The 23,298-nt window shown below is 61.6% G+C and carries 23 protein-coding genes and 1 riboswitch; of the genes, 14 read left to right on the top strand and 9 right to left on the bottom strand.

Annotated elements, in window-relative coordinates; all coding sequences use genetic code 11:
- The first annotated feature begins 75 nt into the window (after positions 1-75).
- Positions 76-174, top strand: a riboswitch (TPP riboswitch).
- Between the two features lie 32 nt (positions 175-206).
- The 3 genes from JHX87_RS12915 to JHX87_RS12905 are packed head-to-tail and all read left to right on the top strand — an operon-like array spanning position 207 to position 3,404.
- Complete coding sequence (locus JHX87_RS12915) at positions 207-1,190, top strand: thiamine ABC transporter substrate-binding protein (protein WP_271884106.1); 984 nt, start codon at positions 207-209, stop codon at positions 1,188-1,190.
- Complete coding sequence (locus tag JHX87_RS12910) at positions 1,166-2,710, top strand: thiamine/thiamine pyrophosphate ABC transporter permease ThiP (protein WP_271884105.1); 1,545 nt, start codon at positions 1,166-1,168, stop codon at positions 2,708-2,710. The genes JHX87_RS12915 and JHX87_RS12910 overlap by 25 nt, the downstream gene beginning before the upstream one ends.
- Positions 2,703-3,404, top strand: a complete 702-nt coding sequence (locus JHX87_RS12905; RefSeq protein WP_271884104.1) for a thiamine ABC transporter ATP-binding protein — start codon at positions 2,703-2,705, stop codon at positions 3,402-3,404. The genes JHX87_RS12910 and JHX87_RS12905 overlap by 8 nt, the downstream gene beginning before the upstream one ends.
- 407 nt (positions 3,405-3,811) lie before the next feature.
- Here the strand turns inward: JHX87_RS12905 and JHX87_RS12900 are convergent, their stop codons facing one another.
- Entirely contained in the window at positions 3,812-4,723 is a 912-nt protein-coding gene (locus tag JHX87_RS12900) for an intradiol ring-cleavage dioxygenase (protein WP_271884102.1), read from the bottom strand.
- Between the two features lie 185 nt (positions 4,724-4,908).
- Here JHX87_RS12900 and JHX87_RS12895 point away from each other — a divergent pair, with 185 nt between their 5' ends.
- Genes JHX87_RS12895 through JHX87_RS12885 form a run of 3 tightly spaced genes read left to right on the top strand, consistent with a single transcriptional unit; the run spans position 4,909 to position 8,388 of the window.
- Positions 4,909-5,862 (top strand): TAXI family TRAP transporter solute-binding subunit, encoded by a 954-nt coding sequence (locus JHX87_RS12895; protein WP_271884101.1) that lies wholly within the window; start codon positions 4,909-4,911, stop codon positions 5,860-5,862.
- Between the two features lie 58 nt (positions 5,863-5,920).
- On the top strand, positions 5,921-8,014 hold the full coding sequence (locus tag JHX87_RS12890) for a TRAP transporter permease (RefSeq protein WP_271884100.1): 2,094 nt from the start codon (positions 5,921-5,923) through the stop codon (positions 8,012-8,014).
- Positions 8,011-8,388 carry a DUF1850 domain-containing protein gene (locus JHX87_RS12885; RefSeq protein WP_271884099.1) on the top strand — a complete coding sequence of 126 codons (378 nt, stop codon included), beginning with the start codon at positions 8,011-8,013 and terminating at the stop codon, positions 8,386-8,388. Before JHX87_RS12890 ends, JHX87_RS12885 begins: the two co-directional genes overlap by 4 nt.
- On the opposite strand, the gene JHX87_RS12880 is transcribed toward JHX87_RS12885, so the two are convergent.
- On the bottom strand, positions 8,385-8,861 hold the full coding sequence (locus JHX87_RS12880; protein ID WP_271884098.1) for a MarR family winged helix-turn-helix transcriptional regulator: 477 nt from the start codon (positions 8,859-8,861) through the stop codon (positions 8,385-8,387). The two genes, JHX87_RS12885 and JHX87_RS12880, sit on opposite strands and share 4 nt — an antisense overlap.
- A gap of 204 nt (positions 8,862-9,065) precedes the next feature.
- Between JHX87_RS12880 and JHX87_RS12875 the strand changes: the two genes are divergently transcribed.
- Complete coding sequence (locus tag JHX87_RS12875; RefSeq protein ID WP_271884097.1) at positions 9,066-10,049, top strand: helix-turn-helix domain-containing protein; 984 nt, start codon at positions 9,066-9,068, stop codon at positions 10,047-10,049.
- A gap of 149 nt (positions 10,050-10,198) precedes the next feature.
- Here JHX87_RS12875 and JHX87_RS12870 read toward each other — a convergent pair whose 3' ends face one another.
- Positions 10,199-11,098 carry an AraC family transcriptional regulator gene (locus JHX87_RS12870; RefSeq protein WP_271884095.1) on the bottom strand — a complete coding sequence of 300 codons (900 nt, stop codon included), beginning with the start codon at positions 11,096-11,098 and terminating at the stop codon, positions 10,199-10,201.
- A gap of 114 nt (positions 11,099-11,212) precedes the next feature.
- On the opposite strand from JHX87_RS12870, the gene JHX87_RS12865 reads away from it, so the two are divergent.
- Positions 11,213-12,724: a GMC oxidoreductase gene (locus JHX87_RS12865; protein WP_271884094.1), complete on the top strand. Its 1,512-nt coding sequence runs from the start codon at positions 11,213-11,215 to the stop codon at positions 12,722-12,724.
- An 11-nt stretch (positions 12,725-12,735) separates the two neighbouring features.
- Positions 12,736-13,584 carry a shikimate dehydrogenase gene (aroE, locus tag JHX87_RS12860; protein WP_271884092.1) on the top strand — a complete coding sequence of 283 codons (849 nt, stop codon included), beginning with the start codon at positions 12,736-12,738 and terminating at the stop codon, positions 13,582-13,584.
- Between the two features lie 109 nt (positions 13,585-13,693).
- Here aroE and JHX87_RS12855 read toward each other — a convergent pair whose 3' ends face one another.
- Positions 13,694-14,338 (bottom strand): TetR/AcrR family transcriptional regulator, encoded by a 645-nt coding sequence (locus JHX87_RS12855; RefSeq protein ID WP_271884091.1) that lies wholly within the window; start codon positions 14,336-14,338, stop codon positions 13,694-13,696.
- Positions 14,339-14,446: 108 nt separating this feature from the next.
- Here JHX87_RS12855 and JHX87_RS12850 point away from each other — a divergent pair, with 108 nt between their 5' ends.
- From JHX87_RS12850 to JHX87_RS12825, 5 genes are read left to right on the top strand one after another with little or no spacing between them, the layout of a single operon-like run.
- Entirely contained in the window at positions 14,447-15,496 is a 1,050-nt protein-coding gene (locus JHX87_RS12850) for an extracellular solute-binding protein (RefSeq protein WP_271884090.1), read from the top strand.
- Positions 15,497-15,503: 7 nt separating this feature from the next.
- Positions 15,504-16,358: an ABC transporter permease gene (locus JHX87_RS12845; protein ID WP_271884089.1), complete on the top strand. Its 855-nt coding sequence runs from the start codon at positions 15,504-15,506 to the stop codon at positions 16,356-16,358.
- Positions 16,358-17,128: an ABC transporter permease gene (locus JHX87_RS12840; RefSeq protein ID WP_271884088.1), complete on the top strand. Its 771-nt coding sequence runs from the start codon at positions 16,358-16,360 to the stop codon at positions 17,126-17,128. Before JHX87_RS12845 ends, JHX87_RS12840 begins: the two co-directional genes overlap by 1 nt.
- Positions 17,125-18,150, top strand: coding sequence for an ABC transporter ATP-binding protein (locus JHX87_RS18525; protein ID WP_377776075.1), 1,026 nt, complete (start codon positions 17,125-17,127; stop codon positions 18,148-18,150). Before JHX87_RS12840 ends, JHX87_RS18525 begins: the two co-directional genes overlap by 4 nt.
- A complete protein-coding gene (locus JHX87_RS12825; protein WP_271884086.1) occupies positions 18,147-18,875 on the top strand; it encodes an MBL fold metallo-hydrolase in 729 nt (242 codons plus the stop codon). Before JHX87_RS18525 ends, JHX87_RS12825 begins: the two co-directional genes overlap by 4 nt.
- Before the next feature lie 41 nt (positions 18,876-18,916).
- Here the strand turns inward: JHX87_RS12825 and JHX87_RS12820 are convergent, their stop codons facing one another.
- From JHX87_RS12820 to JHX87_RS12800, 5 genes are all read right to left on the bottom strand, one after another.
- Entirely contained in the window at positions 18,917-20,146 is a 1,230-nt protein-coding gene (locus tag JHX87_RS12820) for a Hint domain-containing protein (RefSeq protein ID WP_271884084.1), read from the bottom strand.
- Positions 20,147-20,448: 302 nt separating this feature from the next.
- On the bottom strand, positions 20,449-21,174 hold the full coding sequence (locus tag JHX87_RS12815) for an Imm52 family immunity protein (RefSeq protein ID WP_271884083.1): 726 nt from the start codon (positions 21,172-21,174) through the stop codon (positions 20,449-20,451).
- Between the two features lie 145 nt (positions 21,175-21,319).
- Positions 21,320-22,057 carry an Imm52 family immunity protein gene (locus tag JHX87_RS12810; RefSeq protein ID WP_271884081.1) on the bottom strand — a complete coding sequence of 246 codons (738 nt, stop codon included), beginning with the start codon at positions 22,055-22,057 and terminating at the stop codon, positions 21,320-21,322.
- Complete coding sequence (locus JHX87_RS12805) at positions 22,050-22,382, bottom strand: Tox-REase-5 domain-containing protein (protein ID WP_272833687.1); 333 nt, start codon at positions 22,380-22,382, stop codon at positions 22,050-22,052. The genes JHX87_RS12810 and JHX87_RS12805 overlap by 8 nt, the downstream gene beginning before the upstream one ends.
- Before the next feature lie 491 nt (positions 22,383-22,873).
- Positions 22,874-23,224, bottom strand: coding sequence for a hypothetical protein (locus tag JHX87_RS12800; RefSeq protein ID WP_271884080.1), 351 nt, complete (start codon positions 23,222-23,224; stop codon positions 22,874-22,876).
- Positions 23,225-23,298: the final 74 nt, after the last annotated feature.

Raw genomic sequence — 23,298 nt, 5'->3', positions numbered from 1 at the left:
GGCAGTTCTAGCGGCCCGCGCGCGCCTTGGAAACCTCGGTTTCTTCTTGCAGCGGGCGGCAGGGGGATTATGTTTCCCCTTACCTCGGGGTGCCCAGCCGGGCTGAGACGCGCAAGCGGACCCGTTGAACCTGAACCGGTTGATCCCGGCGGAGGGAAGGTTTCGCTGTCCTTTCTTTCGAAACCCAACAGAAAGGAGCCGCAGCGATGAAATTCCGCCTGTTTGCGCTGGCCTGTCTGGCCGCCACGCCCGCACTGGCGCAGGACAAGCCCGTCCTGACCGTCTATGCGGGCGATTCCGTGACCAGCGAATGGGGCCCCGGCCCCCGGATCGAAGAGGGGTTCGAGGCCTTCTGCAATTGCGATCTGCAATTCGTGACCGGCGATCTGCTGCCGCGCATCCTGATGGAGGGATCGGGCACGCAGGCCGATATCGTCCTTGGCCTGAACACGGACGTGACGGCGCGGGCCCGCGCCTCGGGCCTGTTCGCGCCGCATGGACAGGATACATCCGGCCTCTCGCTGCCGATAAGCTGGGATGATGAGATTTTCCTGCCCTATAACTGGGGCGAAACCGCCTTCGTCTATGACACGACCCGGCTGGAAAACCCGCCCGACAGCTTTCAGGCGCTCTTGGACGCGCCCGAGGATCTGAAAATCGTGATTCAGGATCCGCGCTCTTCGGTGTCGGGTCTGGCCATGCTGCTGTGGGTCAAGGCGGCCTTCGGGGACGACGCGCCGGAAGCCTGGGCCCGTTTGGCGCCGAAAGTCCTGACGGTGACGAAGGGCTGGTCAGAAGCCTATGGCATGTTCACCGAGGGCGAGGCCGATATGGTGTTGTCCTACACCACCTCACCCGCCTACCACATCGCCGCCGAGGGTGATGAAACCAAGAAGGCCGCGATTTTCCCTGAGGGTCACTATTTCATGGCCGAACTGGTCGCGCAGGTCGCATCGACCGACCAGCCAGAGCTGGCGCAAAGCTTCATGGATTGGGTGCTGACGCCGGATTTCCAGCAGGTGATCCCGCTGGCCAACTGGTCCCTGCCCGCCAATCTGCCGCAGGAGGACTGGCCGCAGGTCATGCGCGATCTGCCGCGTCCCGAAAAGACCCTGTTCTATTCCGAGGATGAGGCCGAAGCGATGCGGCAACCGGCGCTGGACGAATGGCTGCGGGCGTTCTCGCAATAAGGCGCGGGGCGGGCGGCGCGCTGATCGCCGCCGCGCTGGCTGTGCTGATCCTTGGCACATTGGCCGCCGTCGCCTGGCAGGCGCGCGGCTTTTCGGCGCTGAGCCCCTGGGATTTGCGCGCGATCTGGTTCACGATCTGGCAGGCCATCGTCTCGGCCAGCCTGTCGGCGCTGCTGGCCGTGCCGGTGGCCCGCGCGCTGGCCCGTCGGCGCTTTCCGGGCCGGGCGCTGCTGGTCACGCTGCTGGGTGCGCCCTTTATCCTGCCGGTGATCGTTGCCATCATGGGTCTGATCTCGGTCTTTGGCCGCAATGGTCTGCTGAATGAGGCGATCCGCGCCCTGGGCCTGCCGGAATTGTCGATCTATGGCTGGCAAGGGGTGATTCTGGCGCATGTGTTCTTCAACCTGCCGCTCTCGGTGCGCCTGATCCTGCAGGGCTGGCAATCCATCCCGGCCGAGCGGTTCCGGTTGGCCGAAAGCCTTGATTTCGGGCCCCGCGATATCGCCCGCCATCTGGAACGGCCCATGCTGCGCGCGGTCCTGCCCGGTGCGTGGCTGGCGGTTTTCCTGATCTGCCTGACATCCTTTACCGTCGCGCTGGCGCTTGGCGGCGGGCCGAAGGCCACGACGGTCGAGCTTGCGATCTATCAGGCGTTTCGCTTCGATTTCGATCTGGGGCGCGCGGCGACACTGGGCATGGTGCAGATCGCGATCTGTGTTCTGGCGATGCTGTTGTCGCGCTGGATCGCGATCCCCTCGGAATTCGGATCGGGTCTGGACCTTGGCCGACAGATTTCAGGTCCGCCGGGCTGGCGGCGGATGCTGGATAATGCGGCAATCATCCTGGCGGCGCTGTTTCTGCTGTGGCCGATGCTGGCCGTCACCTTGCGCGGCCTGCCACAGATCCCGCAACTGCCCGCCGAGGTCTGGTCAGCGGCCCTGCGCTCGATCATCATGGCGTTGATTTCCGCCTGTCTGGCAGTCACGCTGTCACTGACCCTGGCGCTGAGCATCGCGGCCAACCGGTCTCGGCTGATCGAGATCGCGGGCATGCTGCCCCTGGTCGCGTCCCCCCTGGTTCTGGGCACCGGCCTGTTCATCCTGCTACGCGGCAGCGTCAGCCCGCAGGCAATGGCCCTGCCGGTCACCGTCGCAATCAACGCGATCATGGCGCTGCCTTTCGGCCTTCGCGCGCTGATCCCCGCCGCCCGCGACCTTCGCCAGAACTACGGTCGGCTGGCAGATTCACTGGACATGCACGGAACGGCACGGCTGCGCCTTCTGATCCTGCCGCAACTGGCCCGTCCGCTGGGCTTTGCCGCGGGATTATCCGCCGCGCTGGCGATGGGCGATCTGGGCGTGATCGCGCTTTTCCCCACCGACATTCCCACCTTGCCACTGAAGCTGTACCAATTGATGAATTCTTACCGGATCGCCGATGCTTCGGCCTGTGCCGTTCTGCTGATGGCGCTCAGCTTCGGGCTGTTCTGGCTGTTCGACCGAGGAGGCCGCCTTGCTTGAGCTTCGCAATATCCAGGTCACCCGAGGCGATTTTTCCCTCCAGGCCAACCTCACCGTCGAAGCAGGCACCCGCAACGCTGTTATCGGCGCATCGGGATCAGGAAAATCGACGCTTCTATCCGTCATCGCCGGGTTCCTTGCCCCGAAAGCGGGCCGAGTGCTTTGGAATGGCGTCGATCTGACCGATATCGCACCCGGCAAGCGGCCGATCTCGATCCTGTTTCAGGATCAGAACCTGTTTCCGCACCTCACCGCGTCCCAGAATGTCGGGTTGGGACTCAGACCCGACCTGCGGCTGGACGATCTGCAGCAGGAGCGGGTGGCGAAGGTTCTGTCACAAGTCGGACTCGACGGATTGTCCGATCGGAGGCCCGCCAATCTTTCCGGCGGTCAACAAAGCCGCGTCGCGCTGGCCAGGGTGCTTCTGCGCGCCCGTCCGCTGTTATTGCTGGATGAGCCCTTCGCCGCACTTGGCCCCGCCCTGAAATCAGAAATGCTGGCCCTGCTTCACCAGATCGCAGACGATATGGGGACGACGGTTCTCATGGTCACCCATGACCCCGACGACGCCCGCGCGCTGACACCAGGTACGATCCTGATAGACAAAGGGGTCGCCCATCAGCCGGTTGCCACAGAGTTACTGCTGCAGAACCCTCCGGCCGGTTTGAAGGCCTATCTGGGATTGGGTGAGTGAACATTCAGGACCGGTCAATCTTCTTCTGTGTTTAACCAAACAAGCCATATATTTACCTGGGTCAGGACCCGTTTGCCTTGCAGATCATCTCGAAGCGCATTGGGCGGGAGCGGGCTGTACTACGGTTCCGCGGTTGCTCTACGAACCGGATCTCAGTGTCACCGGCAAGTTGCAGGCTTGACGGGACAGGGCTTCAAGCATGTGCTGGAGGAATTCCCGGGCTGTCTTTCTGTCGGCATGCGTCGTCGTTGCGATGCCGTGACGAACTTACTCCACGGGGGCTTGTGTCCATTCATGGGAAAGCACCAGCCATCACAGCCTTCGATCAGACAACCAGCCCTGCAGGACAGGCATCCGCGCCGAAATCACCCTCGCCGCGACAGGGATCGCGGCGGGGGCTGATCGGATTATTCGGTCGGCGCGGCCGGGCCGGGGAACATCGCGGGATCGGCGTCGCGTTGGGCGTTGGGGCCGCCTTGGGGTGGCGGGCCACCCTCTTGCCCGTCGCGGCGTGGCGGGCGGCCCATGCCTTGACCGGCCTCGTCCCATTCGGCCTCGGGATCGACGCCGACGACCAGCGCGGCGACGTAGCGATCTTTCTGTTCGCGGATCGCGGCAAAGGCGCCCTCGCCCGCCTGCGCAGCAATGCCATCGACGCTGTTCACCGTGTCGCGCTGACCTTCTCGGGTATAGGCCGGGTGGCGCAGATAGACATATTCGCTGAGCGCGTCGGGCAGGAAGGTCTGGCTGGTCAGCACGGTACTGTCATCAAGAAAGACCTTGTAATGGATATGGGTCGTGCGGCCGCGATACCAGCCGGGATAGATCGTGTCGAAGGTGACGACCCCGTTTTCATCGGCCATTTGCGTGCCGCGCAAAAAGGTCTGCCCGACCGTATTGCCATCGCGGTCAGAGCCCATATTCGCATAGCCCGAATAATCGCCCTGCGCATCGCATTGCCACAGATCGACGCGCGCACCGCCCACCGGGCGGCAATCGGCGGTCACGACCTGGATCTGCATCCGCAAGGGAATGCCCGGCTTGCCCTCGGTAATATCCTGCCGCACCAGCTCGGGATCCAGATAATAGGGCCCCTCGGTCGTTTCGGGCATCACGGCACAGACATTGCTGCTGATCAGGCCCATGCTTGCTGCGGCAAGCGCAAGATCGGGGGAAATCTCGGCCCCGGCCCGGGCGGCGCCGGTGGTCAGCGCAGGCAAGGCGACAGGCGCGGCAACCAGCGCCTTCAGCAGCGCGCGACGACCGGCAGTCCCGTCCGGCTGCACCGCCGCGGCTTTGTCGGAAAATTTCTGCATCATTAACCTTTCTTAATCGCGGTGATAACGCGGCCCGCAGGCCGGGGTTCCTGCCATGCCTGTCGCGGCCCGGATATCGGCGTAATTTCCGCAAGATCGTTGTGATGGAGGTTGTCGTCGCTGTGAAACTTGCGACAGTATCGCCACAGACCTGCCATGATGTGGGTATAAACAACGGAGGAGACCCCATGACCATCCGCTTTACCTGTGCGGCGGCGATTGCCGGTGCGATGGTGTTTGCAGCCCCTGTCGCCAAGGCGCAGGAATTCATCAACATCCTGACCGGCGGCACCTCGGGCGTCTATTACCCGATGGGCGTCGCACTGTCCGAGATCTATGGCCAGAATATCGAAGGCGCCCGCGTTCAGGTGCAATCCACCAAGGCCTCGGTCGAGAACCTGAACCTGCTGCAGCAGGGCAAGGGCGAACTGGGCTTTGCCCTGGGCGATTCCGTGCAATATGCGTGGGAAGGCAATGAAGAGGTCGGCTTTAAAAAGCCGCTGGACAAGCTGCGCGCGATTGCCGCGATCTACCCCAACTATGTCCAGATCGCCGCGCTGTCCGAAGCGGGCGTGACCACTGCCGCGGATCTGGCGGGCAAATCGCTGTCGGTTGGCGCGCCGAAATCGGGGACCGAACTGAACGCCCGCGCGATTCTGGGCGGTGTCGGCCTGAGCTATGAGGATCTGGGCAAGGTCGAATATCTGCCCTTCGCCGAATCCGTCGAACTGATGAAGAACCGCCAGTTGGAGGTGACGCTGCAATCCTCTGGCCTGGGCAATGCCGCGATCAAGGATCTGGCATCCTCGCAGGACATCACCATCGTCTCGGTGCCGGAAGATGTGGTCACGGGACTTGGCGCGCCCTATATCGCAGGGGTGATCCCGGCAGGCACCTATAAGGGGCAGGACAAGGATGTGCCGACCGCAGCCGTGGTCAATTTCCTGGTCACGCATGAGGATGTCTCGGACGAGACAGCCTATCAGATGACCAGGCTGATCTTCGAAAACCTCGACACATTGCGTGCCGCCCACAGCGCCGCCGCTGATATCAAGCTGGAAAACGCGGCCAAGGATTCGCCGGTCCCGCTGCATCCCGGCGCAGAAAAATACTATCGCGAGCAGGGCATGCTGAGCGAATAATCAGACATGGCGCGGTCCGGCATCCGGGCCGCGCGCTGACCTTATGCAAGGGGCGACCATGACAGAGACCGCAGAAACCACCCGCACTGCCCCGGCCGCGCCGGATATGCACGATCCGCTTGGCGCGGGCTTTCCACCCGGCCAATGGGGTCGCTTCCTGTTCTGGCTGGCCGTCGCCTTTTCGGTCTTTCAGATCGCGCTGGCCGCGCATCTGATCAGCCTGCCCAGCCAGGTCGCGCGGGCGGTACATGTGGGCTTTCTGATGGCGCTGGGCTTTCCGCTCTTGGCCTATGCCCGGCGGATGGGGCCTCTTGGTCGCGCATTGGCGCTGGCGCTGGCGGCCGGGGGCGTGGCCGTCGCGGCCTATCAGTGGATCGAGTATTACGATCTGCTCTTGCGGGCGGGCGAGCCGCTGCCGCGCGATATCGTCTTTGGCGTCATCGCGCTGATCGGTGTCTTTGCCGCCGCCTGGATGCTGATGGGTCCGGCCCTGCCGATCCTGTCGGGGCTGTTTCTGGCCTATGCGCTGTTCGGTCAGTACCTGCCATCGCCCTTCAATCACCGAGGCTATGATTTTTCGCAGGTGATCGAGCATATCACCTATGGGACCGAGGGGATCTATGGCATCCCGATCTATGTCTCATCGACCTATATCTTTCTGTTCATCCTGTTCGGTTCGTTCCTGGAACAGGCCGGGATGATCCGCCTGTTCACAGATGTCTCGTTGCGATTGGTCGGCCACTTCACCGGCGGTGCGGCAAAGGTGTCGGTGCTGTCCTCGGGGATGATGGGCACGATTTCGGGATCGGGCGTGGCCAATGTGGTGACGACCGGGCAGCTGACCATCCCGCTGATGAAGCGCTTCGGCTATCGTCCGGCTTTTGCCGGCGGGGTCGAGGCGACCTCATCCATGGGCGGGCAGATCATGCCGCCGATCATGGGGGCCGTGGCCTTCATCATGGCCGAGACCCTGAATGTCGAATATGCCGAAGTGATCAAGGCTGCGGCCATCCCTGCGGTGCTGTATTTCCTGGGTGTCTTCTGGATGGTCCATCTGGAGGCCGGTAAACGCGGCCTGCGCGGTCTGGACCGCGATCAGCTTCCCTCGGCCCGGGCGGCCCTGAAGCAGGGTTGGTATCTGCTGCTGCCGTTGGCGGTGCTGGTCTATCTGCTGTTCACCGGCTACACGCCGCTTTTCGCGGGAACCGTGGGGCTGGCGCTGACGGTCCTGCTGATTCTGGGCAGTTCGGTCGTGCTGGGCCTGCCGTCCGGCGTCATTCGCACGATTTTCTGGATCATTCTGGGCTTCGTCGCAGCCGCCTTCTTTCGCTACGGGATCGGCGTCATCGCGGCGGCGCTGATCGTGCTGGTGGTGATCTGCGCCCTGTCGCAGGGCGGGCGCGCCACGCTGGCCATCTGTCGCGACAGCCTGGCCGAGGGCGCGCGCACTGCGCTGCCCGTCGGTATCGCCTGTGCCCTTGTCGGCGTGATCATCGGCGTGATGACCCTGACCGGCATCGCCAATACCTTCGGCCAGTATATCGTCGGCGTGGGCCAGAACAGCCTGTTCCTGTCGCTGGTCCTGACCATGATCACCTGCATCGTTCTGGGCATGGGGATACCGACGATCCCGAACTATATCATCACCTCATCCATTGCCGGTCCGGCGCTGCTGTCGCTGGGCGTGCCGCTGATCGTCAGCCATATGTTCGTCTTCTATTTCGGCATTCTCGCCGATCTGACACCGCCCGTCGCGCTGGCCTGTTTCGCGGCCGCCCCGATCGCGAAGGAAAGCGGCCTGAAGATCAGCTTCGAGGCGGTCAAGGTTGCGGCGGCGGGCTTTGTGGTGCCCTTCATGGCGGTCTATACGCCCGCGCTGATGCTGCAGGATGGCGGGCCATTGGCCGGCGCCATCGGCTATATTCCCGCGGTGATCTACATCGTGACCAAGGCGCTGATCGCATTGTCGCTGTGGGGCGCAGCGGTGATTGGCTGGATGGGGCGGCCATTGGCGATCTGGGAACGGGCGCTGGCGATGATCGCGGCCTTCACGCTGGTCGTTGCCATGCCGATGACCGATCAGATCGGCTTTGCCCTCTTTGCCGCCTTTGCCGCCGTGCTGTGGTTCCGCCGCACGCAGGTCCAGGCATGAGCGGTTGCCTGATGGCCGGGGCACTGGCCATCGCGCTTGGCCCGGGCCAGGATTTCGCGCTGACATGGACCCATTCGGTCGAAAAGATCGGCTGGCATGAAAGCTGGGAACTGACCCCGCAGGGGCTGCAATTGACCGGTGCGGCGGTCAGGGGATCCGGCGCGGGGATGGAGCCGGGACCGGATGCAAGGCTGGTCGATGGCTGGCTGGTCTGGGAACCGCAACTGCCGCCGATACCAGAGCTGGTTCTGGCCGCATCCGGCGCGACCGGAGACGGCTGGCGGCTATGCGGCACGGAATGCGTGACATTGGCGGCCCGGGCAGGGCAGCCGGTCATCCTGAAACCCTGCCCCGGATCGTCCGCGCGCCCTTAGTCCTCGGCCCTCAGCATCTGCTGGTGCAACGCGCCGCGCCCGAATTTGTCGCTGGTCTCTGTCATGATCCGGATCATGCGCAGGAACTCTTGCTGATCGGCATCGTCAAGGGGCGACATCAGCCGATCCTGCGCCGAGATCACCACCGGTTCGACATTCTGCAGCAACGCCTCGCCGGCCTTGGTCAGGGTCAGGCTGCGGGCGCGGCGGTCATCGGCCCGAACCTTGCGCCGCACATATCCGCGCGCCTCCAGCCGCGCCACGACCCCGCCGATGGTGACCCGATCATGCGAGATCAGCCCTGCCAGCGTTGCCTGATCGACGCCCGGATGTTCGCGCAGGGTGACCAGCACGCCATATTGCACCGGGGTCAGATCACATCCCGTTGCCCGCGCTTCGGCCGCAAAAATGGCGACTGAAATCTGGTGAAGGCGGCGGATCAAATGAGCGGGGTAATTAAATAATTTCGTCATCGAAAATTCCTTGGGGGCAGAAAGCCGCAAAATCAATTTTGCCGTACCTCTGGCAGGGCAATCACGAATCTGCACCCTCATGTAAAAAAAGTGAACTACCGGGTTCTGCTTTACATGACATTGCCCCGGAAGCATATAATGTCGGTGGGGTTTTTCCTGTTATGCTTGTTATTCTGGGCAAAAAACCTGTTCGAAGAGGCAGAAATGCACGAAAAATTCGAAACCTCGCACCTGCGCGCCAAGGATCGTCTGAGCTATTGGCGCGATGCCGTCTGCCGGAATCTGAACGGGATCACCTGTCGCTGCCCGGATGAAACGCCCTTCAATGCCCGCCTGGTCGCCAACCGGACCGAGGATCACATCATTGCCCGCCTGTCCGGCAGCCGCCATCGCGCGATCCGCACCGAAAAGGCCAGACGAGAGCATGGCGACGATTTCTTCGTCCTGTTCTATCAGCTGGAAGGCCCGATGGGCGTCAGTTTCAACGACACCGAATTCGAACTGCAGCCGAATGACCTGTATATCTATGACGGTCGGCAGAACCATCAGCTGATCTTCGAATCCCATTTCAACCATATCGCAATTCGCGTGCCTCGCTATAAGCTGCGCGATCGCTGGCAGTCGCTGGAACAAAGGGGCTCTTTCCACCTGAAAGCCGGCACCGATCCGATGACCCGGCTGCTGGGCGCCAATATTCGCGCGATGGCCGGTCTTGCCAATGAAATGCCCCCCGCGCAGCTGGAGCGCGCCATCGACAATGCCTTCGATCTCTTCAACGGCCATGTCTCGGACATGGCGGAAAACCGCAGTGGCACGGCGGCGGGCCATATTGGCGGGATCTATGCCCGCGCCCTGACCTTCATTGACAGGCATGTCGCGGATTCGGACCTGTCCTCGGAGCTTGTCGCCGACCATCTGGGCATCTCGCGGCGCTATCTGGACCGGATCTTTCAGCAGAACGGTGAAAGCGTGCACGAGACCATCCAGTCTCTGCGGCTGCAGAACTGCGCCTCGGAGCTTGCGTCGCAAGAGGGGCGCTTTCAGGGAATCGCGGATATCGCCTATGGCTGGGGCTTTCAGAATGCGGCGCATTTTTCGAAAGCGTTCCGCAAGAAATACAACCAGAGCCCCTCAGATTATCGCAACTCGCTGCTGCGTCCGGGGGCTATTGCCGACAGGGCAAAGTGATTGTTCCTTCTGGGAACATGGAATCATTAACGCTTCCTTAATCAGCTTTCAGTCGCAAACGGCGCTTGGCCGCCGTGCAATTGTCGCCGATGTAGCATTTTTTGCGATCCTCATGTTTCGGCCGCAATTGCGACAGAAATTTATTAGCTTCACTTATTTTCCCGATGGGCCCTGCCCTGCGCGTCTGCAGGATCGTTGATTCCCCGGAAACCGCTTCGAAACCGTGACGGAGGCATCCCGCGCACCGCCCGGAACTGACGCGAAAAATGCGCGGCATCGCTGAAGCCGCAGTCAACCGCGATCCGGGTCAGCGGCAGATCCGTCTGGGCCAGCATCTGGCACGCCCTGCCGATCCGCAAATGCAGCACATACCGGCTGATCGACATGCCGGTGCTGCGCTTGAACACACGCTGCAACTGGCTGGCCGTCAGATGCGCCCGCGCGCAAAGCGGCGCCAGTCGCAGGGGCTGATCGTAATGCGCGTGCAGCCAGTCCAGCACCCGCCGCATCCGCGCCTGATCGCGGGGCATGCCGCTGACAGCCACCTGACCCGAGGATAGCGGCCTGTGCGCGGCCCCGGCCAGATCCAGCAGGATCATCTGCAACTGCAGCGCCTGCCGTGCCGGGGGCAGCGTGCCAAGCGCCAGCATCTTCGGTCGCAGCTGCGCGACCGTCTCGCGGTCAAAAACCAGCCCGCGCCCCGATTCTGCCAGCAAAGTCCCGACCGGAGAAAATTCCGGGATCAGCGCCAACAGCGCCTCGGCCCAATCGCGCGTGAACCAGCAGACGATGGCGCGATGCAGGCCCGGCCCCAGCAATTCGCGCGATTGCCAGGCATGGGGCAGGTCAGGCCCCAACAGCACCAGATCGCCATCGCCATATTGTTCGACATGATCGCCCACCACCCGCATGCCACGGCTGTTGACGGTCAGGGTCAGTTCGAATTCCGGGTGATAATGCCAGTTGAAGGGGAATTCCGGCAATTGCCGGTCAAACAGCAGCCAGGATCGGTCGGCGGGGATGGAAACGGTCTCGAACCAGGGTTGCATCTGCTGATATCGCCTGAAGGATGCGGCAATCATACAAGAAGATGCGGCTTCTGAGAATGAGGAAACCGACGCTCGCCGATATGCTGATCCGACGAACAGCAGGGACATTGCGCGATGGAAACACTCAATCCCGATGTGGTGATCATCGGATCAGGCGTCGGAGGCGGCACGATTGCCCGGCAGCTTGCGGGCACGGGCGCGCGCATTCTGATCCTTGAACGCGGGGATTTCCTGCCCGAAGAGCCGCAAAACGCCGATGCCGAGGCGGTTTTCGTGCAAGCCCGCTACAAGACCACCGAGGAATATCAGGACCCCACCGGCCGCCGCTATCGTCCGGGGCAATATTACTATGTCGGCGGGCATACGAAATTCTACGGCACCGCCATGTTCCGCTTTCGTGAAAGCGATTTCCGGGGGCGCGAGGATGGCACGGCGCCCGCCTGGCCGATCTCTTACGGCGATCTCGCACCCTTTTATGCCGAGGCAGAGCGTATCTTTGGCGTGCGCGGACAGGCCGGGCACGACCCGACCGATCCGCCGCGCGACGCCTATCCGCATCCGCCAATCCCGCATGAGCCGGTCATCGCGCGGATGGCAGATGCCCTGCGCAGGCAGGGTTTGCGCCCCTTTCACATGCCCTCTGCGGTGGATTACGGTCCAGGCGGCAGCTGCCGCCGTTGCGGCACCTGCGACGCCTTCATCTGCCGCTTCGGCGCCAAGGGCGATGGCGAAACCCGGCTGATCCGGCCCGTGCTGAACCATCCCGATGTGACCCTGTGGACCAATGCGCGGGTCACGCGGCTGATCGCGGGCGAGGGTGGCCGGATCACGGCGGTGGAACTGCAGCGGGGCGATCAGCGTCTGCGCGTCTCGGCAAGGACTTTCGTGCTCTCGGCGGGCGCGATCAATTCGGCGCTGATCCTGCTGCGATCCGCCGATGCGGCGCATCCGCAGGGTCTGGCGAACCGGTCCGGCGTGGTGGGGCGCCATCTGATGAACCACCACCTGACTGGGCTGATGGGCCTGATGCCCGGCAGGAATGACACGAAATTCCCCAAGACACTGTCGGTCAATGACTTCTACCACGGGCTGCCGCAGGATAGCGGCGCGCGCGGCAATATCCAGATGCTGGGCAAGATCCAGGGCCCGATGATCCGCGCCGCCTATCCCGTCATGCCCCGCCCGCTGGCCAATCTGCTGGCGCGGCACAGTGTCGACTGGCTGTGCATGTCCGAGGATCTGCCGAACCGCGACAGCCGGGTCACCGCCCTGCACGATGGCGGCGTCCGGATCGACTATCGCCCCGGTGCCCGCCCGGCCCATGACCGCTTTGTCCGCCACGTCCGCACGCGGCTGCGGCGGATCTTCCCCCTGGTGCTGCGCCATGATTTCGGGATCGAGGCGCCATCGCATCAATGCGGCACCGTGCGGATGGGTCAGGATCCTGACAGCTCGGCCCTGAACGCGATGTGCCGCGCGCATGATCATCCGAATCTTTACGTGGTGGATGCGGGGTTTTTCCCGTCCTCTGCCGCGCTCAATCCCGCCCTGACCGTCTGCGCGCAGGCGCTGCGGGTCGGCGCGCATCTGCGCGACGCCTGGCGGCATGACCAGACAGCCCCATGACAGGAGAGACCATGGCCCATGACTTCCTTCCCCGCCTGACCGGTTCGTTCGCACAGCCGGCGGCCGAAAACCCGACCGTCGCCATGGTCGAGGCCGCCTATCGCCATCATGGCCTGCATTGGCGCTATATCAATTGCGAGGTCGCCCCGGATGATCTGGGCGCGGCCGTGCAGGGCGCGCGGGCGATGAACTGGGCGGGGTTCAACTGCTCGATCCCGCATAAGGTCGCGGTGATCGCGCATCTGGATGGGCTGGCCGATTCCGCGCGGATCATCGGCGCGGTGAATACCGTGCGACGGCAAGGCGACAAGCTGATCGGAGAGAATACCGACGGCAAGGGCTTTGTCACCGCGCTGCAGCGGATCACCGATCCGCAGGGAAAGCGCGTCGTCCTGCTGGGCGCGGGCGGTGCAGCCCGTGCTGTTGGGGTCGAGATGGCGCTGGCAGGCGCTGCGCAGATCACGGTCGTCAACCGCTCGGCCCAGCGGGGAGAGGATCTGGCCCGCCTGATCACGGATCAGACGCCCGCCCGCGCGGATTATCACCGCTGGAACGGCACATATGCGATCCCCGAGGGCACGGATATCGTGATCAACGCGACCTCTATCGGGCTGTTTCCGAATGTTGACGACATGCCCGATATCGAGTTTTCGACCCTGCAGGACGGGATGGTGGTGGCCGATGGGATTCCAAACCCGCCGCTGACAAAATTCCTGCGCGCCGCGCAGCAGGCCGGATGCCAGACGGCAGATGGGCTGGGGATGCTGGTCAATCAGGGCGTGATCGCGATCAAGCTGTGGACCGGTGTTGACGTCGATCCCCAGATCATGCGGCAAACGCTGGTCGATCTGGATCTGTAACCGGGCGGCGTCAGACGGGCGGGGCAGACGGCGCTGGTGATCCCGGCCTCCCCGACCGGAGAGCAGGGCGATGGGAAACCTGCCCCGGATACGAAAACCCCCCGCCCCGTCACGCCCCGGAGGCTGCCTGCCGTCTGGCCCTCGATCTGGCGGGGGGCGCCAGGACATCCACGCAGGCCGAGGCCTTTTCATTCAGCTCTTCCGAGGTCATGGCCTCATCGGTCGTGAATTCGACAAAAAGACCGTTCAGGGTCAGGAAGATCACCTGTCCAAGGCTTTTCGAATCGATATCCCTGGGCAGCAGCCCTTCCCTTGCCAACCGATTGACAAGGGCCACGACCTGATTGGACAGCGCCGCATCCAAGGCGCGATAGCGACGCGAAAAGGGCGTGTCAGGCCCGCGGATCGTCAGTGACATCGCGGTACGCCACATCTCTTTGGTCAGATAGACCAGCGAATGATCGTAATAGGTGAAGACAAGCTGACGGATCGCCTCGGCGGCGGTGTCGAAGCGCGCGGTCAGCACAGCCTCGCCCTGATGCAGCACCTCTTCGACCTCCATCGAGACGATGGCAAGCAGCAGATCCGCCTTGCTTTCAAAGTAATTGTAGAAAGTCCCGACCGAGACTTCGGCCATTTCGGCAATCGTCTCGATTCGCGCGGCTTCATAACCGGACTGTTTCAGCAGCGCGCTGCCAGCCTGGATAATCGCGCGGTTGCGCCTTGCTTTCTGCTTTTCCCGGAGTCCGGCCATATACGCCCCAAAGCAACTCTAATATTATTATTGACTTTAAAATTGAACGCATTCAAGTTTTTTTAATACGAAGCGGAAAAACGCGCTCAAACACGACAGGAGAGACTTATGACCTTCAAGCATGGCTGCGCCGTCGCAGCTTTTCTGACAGGCTTCGCCCCTGCGGTTCAGGCCGAAGACCTTAATGCCCTGATCTGGTGTGACCATGCGGATCGGGAATTGCTGGAGCCGTTCGAGACGGCGAATGATGTCCGCGTCAACGTCAAGGAATACGAGGGCACGGCCGCCGGGCTGACCCTGCTGGAACAGTCGCGCCCCGGCGATTGGGACGTCATGGTGATCGATGCTGTGGATGTCGGCCGTGCGGTGGAACGCGGGCTGCTGCAGCCGCTGCCCGAAGGCGCGATTTCGACCGATGATTTCTTCCCCGAGGCCGTGCTGGCCGATCACACCACCGTCGATGGCAAGACCTATGCCGTGACCGAGAAATTCGGCTATAACACCGTGGCCTTCAACAAGGCGGCGGTCGATCCGGCGGATATGGATGATCTTTCGACCCTGTGGTCGGGAAAATATGACGGCCGCATCGCGATCTATGATTACTACCTGCCGGTTCTGGGGCTTGTCGGGCTTCAGGCCGGGGTGGCGACCAAAGATCTGAATGCAGAGGCGCTGACGGATCTGCGCGGCCCGCTGATGAAGCTGAAATCGGCGTCCAAGCAGGTGTCCGATGTGGTCGGCAGCCAGACCGCCCTTGCCACCGGAGAGGTGGATATCCTGATCGGCGGCGGCGAATGGCTGACCGCCGTGCTGAATGCCGAAAACCCCGACCTGACCTGGACCCTGCCGCAGCAGGGCGGCCTGTTATGGGCGCAATCGCTGGCCATTGTCGAGGGCACCGAAAAGCCGGAACTGGCGCTGGAATTCATCAGATATATCACCTCGCCCGAGGGTCAGGCCCGGCTTGCGACCTCGTCCTGTTATTGGGGCATGCCCGCGAACAAGGCCGCAGGCGACGTCTTGAGCGACGCGCAAAAGGCGATCCTGCGGTGGGATGATCAGCCCAACTACCTGTCGCGCGCCCAGCTTTACCCGGTCCCCGATGGTGATACGGATGCGGCGATGCAGGACCTTTGGACCGATATGCTGCAGAACTGAGATCGGCATGAGCATCGAGGCCCCGGCAAGACGGCAGGCGGCGGCGCTGGTTGCGCCGGCGCTGATCTGGACGCTAATCTTCTTCATCCTGCCTTTCGGGGCCATGGCGCTGATGAGCCTTGCCCATCTGGAAGGGCGCGCGGTCGTTCAGGATTACGATCTGGGCAATTACCGCAAGATCTTTACCGATCCGTCCTTTCGGCGCGCCATCGTCGTATCGCTGCAGATTACGGCGACAGTCACCGTGATCTCGGTCCTGCTGGCCTGGCCGCTGGCCTGGATCATCGCCACCCGCGTCCCTGCCCGCTGGCGCCGGATGACGCTTTTGCTGGCCGTCCTGCCCTTCTGGACCTCTTACGTGGTGCGGTCCTATTCCTGGGCGCTGGTGCTGGGCGAACAGGGCGTGGTGATGAAGGCGCTGACAGGGCTGGGCATCCTGGCCGAGCCGGTGCAGATCATGGCCACCCGCGCCGCGACCGTGATCGGCTTCGTGCATTTCTTTGTCATGCTGCTGACGCTGACGATCTATTCGAACCTTGTGCAACTATCGCCGAACTATACCCGCGCGGCCGAGGATCTGGGTGCGTCAAGATGGCAGGTGATCCGGCTGGTGGTGCTGCCGCTGACGCTGCCCGGCGTGATGACGGGGGCGTTTCTGACCTTTGTGCTGTGCATCGGCGATTACATCACGCCGCAGATCCTGGGCGGAAATAACGAGCTGACCATGCCGCAGCTGATCATGCTGCAACTGGGGCGGCGCGGCGATTACCCCATGGCCTCGGCGCTGTCGGTGGTGCTGATGGCCATTGTGACGCTGGCCTATGCGGCCTCGGCGCGCTGGCTGAAGATGGACCGGATGTGATGCGCTACCTGTCCTGGATCTACCTGATCGCCATGTTCGCCTTCATCCTGCTGCCTGTGGTGGTGCTGGTGGTGTTTTCCTTTCAGGACGGGCGGCTGCCGGTGCCGCCGCTGAAGGGGCTGACGCTGGACTGGTATGGCAAGGTCATCTCGGACCGGGCCATGATGGAGGCGCTGGTCAATTCGCTGATCGTGGCGACGCTGTCATCGCTGGTTGCGCTGACGCTGGGCTTTCTGGCGGCATCCGGGCTTGCCCGTGTGGTTTTGCCGGGCTCGGCGCTGCTGCGCGGCGTTCTGATCGCGCCAATGACCGTCAGCTATCTGATCATCGCGCTTGGGCTGCTGCAGATGTTCGGCAAGCTGGGGATACGGCCTTCGCTTCTGGCGACGGGGATTGGCCATGTGGTCATCAACCTGCCCCTGTGCTTTGCCATCATCTATGCCGCCATCGGCGAGCATCAGAAAAACGCGCTGAAGGCTGCGCGCGATCTGGGCGCGGGCGAGATACAGGTGCTGTGGCACGTGGCCGCGCCCATGCTGTTTCCGGCGCTGGCAGCGGCGTTTTTCCTGGCCTTCACCTTCTCCTGGGACGAATTCATCATCGCCTTCCTGCTGACCCGCTTTGACGTGACGCTGCCGGTCGAGATCTGGTCGATGCTGCGATCCGGCCTCTCGCCCGAGACGAACGCCGTCGGGTCGCTGGTCTTCCTTGTCTCCGTCTTCATCGTCGTCGCGCTGGAACTGACGCTGTTCCGAAAGGGATCGAAATGACCGCCGATGTGCATATCAAGCTTGCCGAACACCGCTTTGCCAATTTCGTCGCCCTGCGCGACATTGACCTTGCGATTGCGGCGGGCGAATTCATCGTGCTGCTTGGCCCCTCGGGCTGCGGCAAAAGCACCTTGCTGTCGATCATTGGCGGATTTCTGACCCCGACCAGCGGCGAGGTTCTGATCGGCGGGGCGGATGTGACCCATGTCGCCCCAAAGAACCGCCCCACCACCACGATGTTTCAGGATTACGCGCTGTTTCCGCATATGAGCCTGCGCGACAATGTGGGCTTCGGGCTGCGCATGCGCGGGATACGCCGCGGGATGCGCCATGTCAGGGCCGAAGCGATGCTGGATATGGTCGGGCTTGCCGACAAGGCCGGTCGCAAGCCGCATGAGCTTTCGGGGGGACAACGTCAGCGGGTAGCCCTGGCCCGCGCGCTGGCGGTCGAACCTGACGTGTTGCTGCTGGATGAACCGCTTGGCGCGCTGGACCTGAAGCTGCGGCGCCAGATGCAGGACGAATTGAAGGCGATCCAGCGCCGCGTGGGCACCACCTTCGTTCACGTGACCCATGATCAGGAAGAGGCCATGGCCATCGCCGATCGTATCGTGGTGATGAATCAGGGCCGGATCGAGGATTGCGGCACCCCGGAACAGGTCTATCTGCAACCCGGATCCCTGTTCACCGCCGATTTCATGGGCGAGATGAACCGCATTCCGGTCCGCCCTGACGGGACGGGCGTGACCTCACCTCTGGGCGCGCTGGCCATTCCGCCTGCCGAGGGGCTGTTATGCCTGCGCCCGGAAAGCATAGGTCTGGCAGGGGATTTCAGCCTTGGTCCGGCGCGGCTGCGCGATGCGGTCTTTTTCGGCTCGCATCACCGCTGCCATTTTTCGCCAAGCGCCGCGCCCCAGATGGTGCTTGTCGCCCACCTGCCGCAAGGCACCCAGCCGGAACCGGGCGCAGAGGTCGAACTGTTCGCCTCGCACCCCGTCGTCCTGAATGAGGGGGCGGCATGACCCGCATCCCGCCACAGGATTGGTATCGCCAGCGCCCGGCGGGCGACGGGATCACCTGGATCGACGAACCCCATATCCGCGAATTCTATCGCTGCAATATCTGGCATGTGCGCGGGCGCGATCGCGACCTGATGGTCGATAGCGGCATGGGCGTGGTCTCATTGCGGGAATGGGTGCCGCTGGTCAGTGAACGACCGCTGGACGCGGTGGCCAGCCATACGCATTTCGACCATATCGGCAGCCATCACGAATTCCCCTGCCGCCTGTGTCACAGCGCCGAGGCCGACATCCTCGCCCGGCCAAGCCGCACCAGCACCCTGGCCGATCCCTATGTCACCGATGAGATCTTCGAGGCGCTGCCGGATGTGCCCTATAGCTCGACCACCTACAGCGTCACAGCCGCACCCGCCACGCGCCTGCTTGAGGATGGCGATGTCATCGAACTGGGCGATCGACATTTCGAGGTGATCCACACACCCGGACACAGCCCCGGCGGGATCGCCCTGTGGGAGGCCGCAACCGGCGTGCTGATTTCCGGCGATATCGTCTATGACGGACCGCTGATCGAAGATACCTATCATTCCGATATGGGCGATTACATCCGCTCGATGGAACGTCTGCTGCGCCTGCCGGTGCGGGTGGTTCACGGCGGGCATTTCCCGTCCTTCGCTGGCCCAAGGCTGACCGAGATCATCAAAGACTGGCTGAAGGAAAAGGGGGCGTGACGGCCCCGTCACAAGGGTAACTGGTCTGCCGTGCCGCGCGGTCAGTGCATGTAAAGCGGCTTCTGGTTCTTCTTGATGCGGCTGACCAACTGCTTGACGATCTTGCCTGACGGGATCGTCCGTGCCGGTTTCGGCAGATAGTTCACATCGCTCAGTTCGGGAAAGATCGTCAGGATCTCGTCACGCGCCTCGGCAGGGACGGATTTCAGCGCCTCTGGCCCGGCAAACAGCGATTCCGTTTCGGCCCCGTTCGAATAGACGATCTCATGCTGGTCCAGAAGGAAGTGGACATAGGTGACCTCATCGCAATCGATCACCAGCGCAATGCCATCCATATCGACCAGCTTCTTGGCCGGAACCAAAACCTCATCCAGACCGGTCATCCGCGCGGCAATCTTTGATTTCACCAGGATCCGATGCTGTTGCGACACGTAAAGATCGCGCGCGGGCATGCCCTTGCCCAAAGCGCCGGCCCTGATCCGCACGGGCAGGAACCGCTGCTTTTCGGCGGTCGCATCAAGCCTGTGGGTCCTGACGCCAATCCATTGGATGGGCTTCAGGCCGTTATCCTTGGTGCGCACCAGATCACCCTGACCAAGTTTTTCAACCGAACGGGGACCGTCCGCCGTCTCGATCAACGTGCCCGCAGCGAAACAGATCAGGCGCGATAACGAATATCCGTCGCCCAATGAGGGATCATAACCTGTCGTATCATTTTCCGAAGCGTCATTGACCCGGCCATTGGGATTATGGAAAATCTCTCCCGGTTGAGGCAGATAATCACCGACGAGAATATAGTTGCTGACACCCTGATATGATCCATATGTCCACCCCCCATAAAGCGCGACGGTAAATGTATCCATCCCGCTTGGCGTATAGGTATAGCTGGCATCAGAGGGATCCGTCACAGCCGTCTGATCCGCTTTCAGCCAGTTCATGGTGCCGGAATCCGCCGAAAAGATGCTGTTAGGTCCGCCCAGTACCCGCCGACCTGCGCTGTCATGGATCACAATCGTCTGTTTATAGGCAGTTCCCGTTTCCTCATCGCCTGCCGGGCTTGAGCCACCATTGCTGACGTCATTCAGAGAGGGATCATCATCGGTGATCTGAGCCGTATAAGTATCTGTGGCATAATCAAACGCGGGATTCAGCCGGATATATTCTTTTGTCTGTACAGAACCCCAAGTCGTGGCATTGACCCATTTACCTCCGTCCCAATATTGGAAGTCCCTTACATTCAAGGCTACAGCCGTGGTTGTGGTCGTCGACATGGTTTATATCCTTGGAAAAGGGCGAATTTATAAAGATAAATATTTTGTAAGAATCAAGTAAAATTTTATGATTCCCTTTATTTGCCCTATTTCTGCCTAATGCAAGTGCAGGTTGTGGGGCCTGACACCCAAAACGGCCGCGCCCGACAGCACAGGGAAAAGGCGCCGTTACGACGGCGCAGATGGCGCGAAAACGGTAGCGGCCGGTCCGAAACGACGCATCATGACGGTCTCGATCCTGGTCGTTTTGAGACAATCTCAAAAAAGATGATTTGGCAGAAACAGAGCCATGTCGACAAACATTACCTGCTCCCCCAGTCGCCCCGCGCCAGTTCGATATTTGTGGGCAGGACGCCGAGCAGGTTGAGGCGGATTTCCACCTCCTGGGCGCGCTCGATAGCGGCGCGGGAATAGTCCGGGTTGGCCTCCCACGCCTGCCAGAACTGCGACTGCGTCACCACCAGCGTGCCGCCATTCATCGGGCGCACCAGTTCGGCTTCCGGCACGTCAGAGGGATTCAGCGCAAAGGGCAGCCAGCCCATCCAGCGGATGCCCACGCGGGCGCGGTCGAGCGGGTGATGATCGCGCATGTAGATCCCCGGACCGAAGGCCAGATGCTGCGGACGCTTCCATGTCGTCACCGCCTCGATCAGGTCGATGTAAAGCTGCGCCTGCGTTCCGTATTGCGGGTGTGGGCGGTAGATTTCGCCGGAAAGGTGATCAGGCCGCCAGTTGTTCCAGCGGTATGTTAATTCGTACAATTTATGTTCGCTGTTTTCGAAGGCCCACATGCTGAAGACATCTATGTCTAGAGAATTGTATTCACGAAACTTCTTCAGATAGCCCTCACGATTTTCTCTCACATCAAAAAGCGGCCCATTCTCTTCCCACTGAGAATCCCAATTGACATCGAACCCGCGAACCCGGCGAAGGTCCATAAGAAGGGCAAGAAAATCCTCCGCGCCTTCCTCAAAGCCATAGTTTTGTGGAGCGAGCTTCGCACTCAAAGCCAGATCAATCCTACTCATCATATTCCCTTTGTGCGAATGCTCTCACTTCGGCATCCATTGATAGAAGCCAAACTCCGTCAATGAAGCGTTGGAACACATAGAGCTTGATCATCGTGCTGCTGAAATCCCATGTCACTCGTACATCGAGGCATAGGGTAGAAGTTCATGGCTGCTGCCCCCAGTCGCCCCGCACCAGTTCGATATTTGTGGGCAGGACGCCAAGCAGGTTGAGGCGGATTTCCACCTCCTGGGCGCGCTCGATAGCTGCGCGGGAATGGTCCGGGTTGGCTTCCCACGCCTGCCAGAACTGCGATTGCGTCACCACCAGCGTGCCGCCATTCATCGGGCGCACCAGTTCGGCTTCCGGCACGTCAGAGGGATTCAGCGCAAAGGGCAGCCAGCCCATCCAGCGGATGCCCACGCGGGCGCGGTCGAGCGGGTGATGATCGCGCATGTAGACCATCGGACCGAAGGCCAGATGCTGCGGACGCTTCCATGTCGTCACCGCCTCGATCAGGTCGATGTAAAGCTGCGCCTGCGTGCCGTATTGCGGATGCGGATGGTAGATTTCACCTAATAGCCGATCGATGGATGATAGGGCCTGATTGTTCCAACTGTAATCGAGGTAAAAAAGTCTTTGATTGCTTGCCTCGTCGGCCCATATGCTGAATCCATCTCTGCGATTTCCGTTATGTTCTCGGATTTTTTTTAGGTAGTCTGCCTTGTCATTCCAAGCGCTATAGGACGGCCCGGCTTCCGCCCACTGCGCATTCCAATCGACTTCAAATCCGGGAACCCGGCGAAGGTCCATAAGAAGGGCAAGAAAATCCTCCGCGCCTTTTTCAAATTCGTAATTCTGTGGAGTGAGCTTCACACTCAAAGCCAAATCAATCCTACTCATCATATCCCCTTTTCACGAATGGCCTGACTTCGGCATCGATTGGTGGAACCCAAGCCTCGTCAATGAAGCGTTGGAAAACGTAGAGTTTGGTCATCATATTGCTAAATACCCATGTCAGGCGCACATCAGGGTAATTGGGTAAGACCAAGATTTGTTGGCGTCTTGCCTGATCGAACATCGAATCGAAAGCGCCTCTGGCCCATAAGTGAGGCTCCGGCCTGCCCCCAGCAGACCAGTCGTCCTGCCTGAGAAATCCATCATAACCGTGCTTGGCCTCGTAAAGGTGGCATTCCGCCATGTGCAGGCCGTCGAAGTCCACCCCCATGAAATTCCATTCCCCGATGCGGGCCGTCGTAGGGGTATACTAATGCCATGGGCAAACGAAATGCTGGTAATCATAGCCGCGTTTGGTTGCTGGAGGTGCCTGAGGTGCCGGGCGATCTGCCAGTGTTCCGATATCCCTTGCCACGCATTCTGTGCAGGGCTCACACTGCTGTTCGTCTTTGGCCTTCGAGGCATTGTCTGTTTCAGTCTGGCCTTCTGCCTCAGGATCGGGCTCTGCCAGCGGCTCTGGTTCCGCTCGCGGCCCAGCATGCGCCTCAGGTTAGAAGATGGGGCGGCGCGGCTGAGGCGAGGGCGGTTCTTGGCGTGGCGGTTGTGGCTGGGGTCCGGGTGGCGCGGGCCGGGGTGCCGAAGGTTCAGGTCGCGGAATGCTGGGCGGAGCCGGGCGCGGCTGTGGCAACGGGCCGCGGAAAGCGTTTCCGATGGCCTGTCCGGTGGCTTTCAATAATTCAGCAACAGGTTTGAGTTTGCTCATCACCACCACACATAATTTGCTTTTGCCTCACGTCCCGCCCCAACTTTCAAAAGGGCGCAGACATCGCCAAATCGCATGTCCGGGGTTCCGGTATTGGCCGTCAGCATTTGCCAGATTTCCGCTTCCTTCCAGAAGCCCGGAAGCCGGAACACGCCGAGCATGATGAAGCGCATCCGCAGGTTTGATGCGGTGATCCCGAGGCTTACGGCAGTTCCGCGGGCCTCCTTGATTGCGGCCATCAGTTCGTCATCGCTCAGATGCGCAACCTCAATTGCGTTGCGCTCTCTGAAGGTTGCCGCGATATCTGCGTCCGCTTCCTTCTGAGCCGAAGCGGAAAAGCTCGCCCACACCTCACGTGTTAATTTCGTTGGGAACTCTCTAAATGGTTATCCTGTCCAGCGAATGGCCGACCGTCCAGGATGTC

It is taken from the genome of Paracoccus fistulariae (assembly GCF_028553785.1).
Taxonomy (GTDB): domain Bacteria; phylum Pseudomonadota; class Alphaproteobacteria; order Rhodobacterales; family Rhodobacteraceae; genus Paracoccus; species Paracoccus fistulariae.
This window is presented reverse-complemented; position numbering and strand designations above follow the sequence as displayed.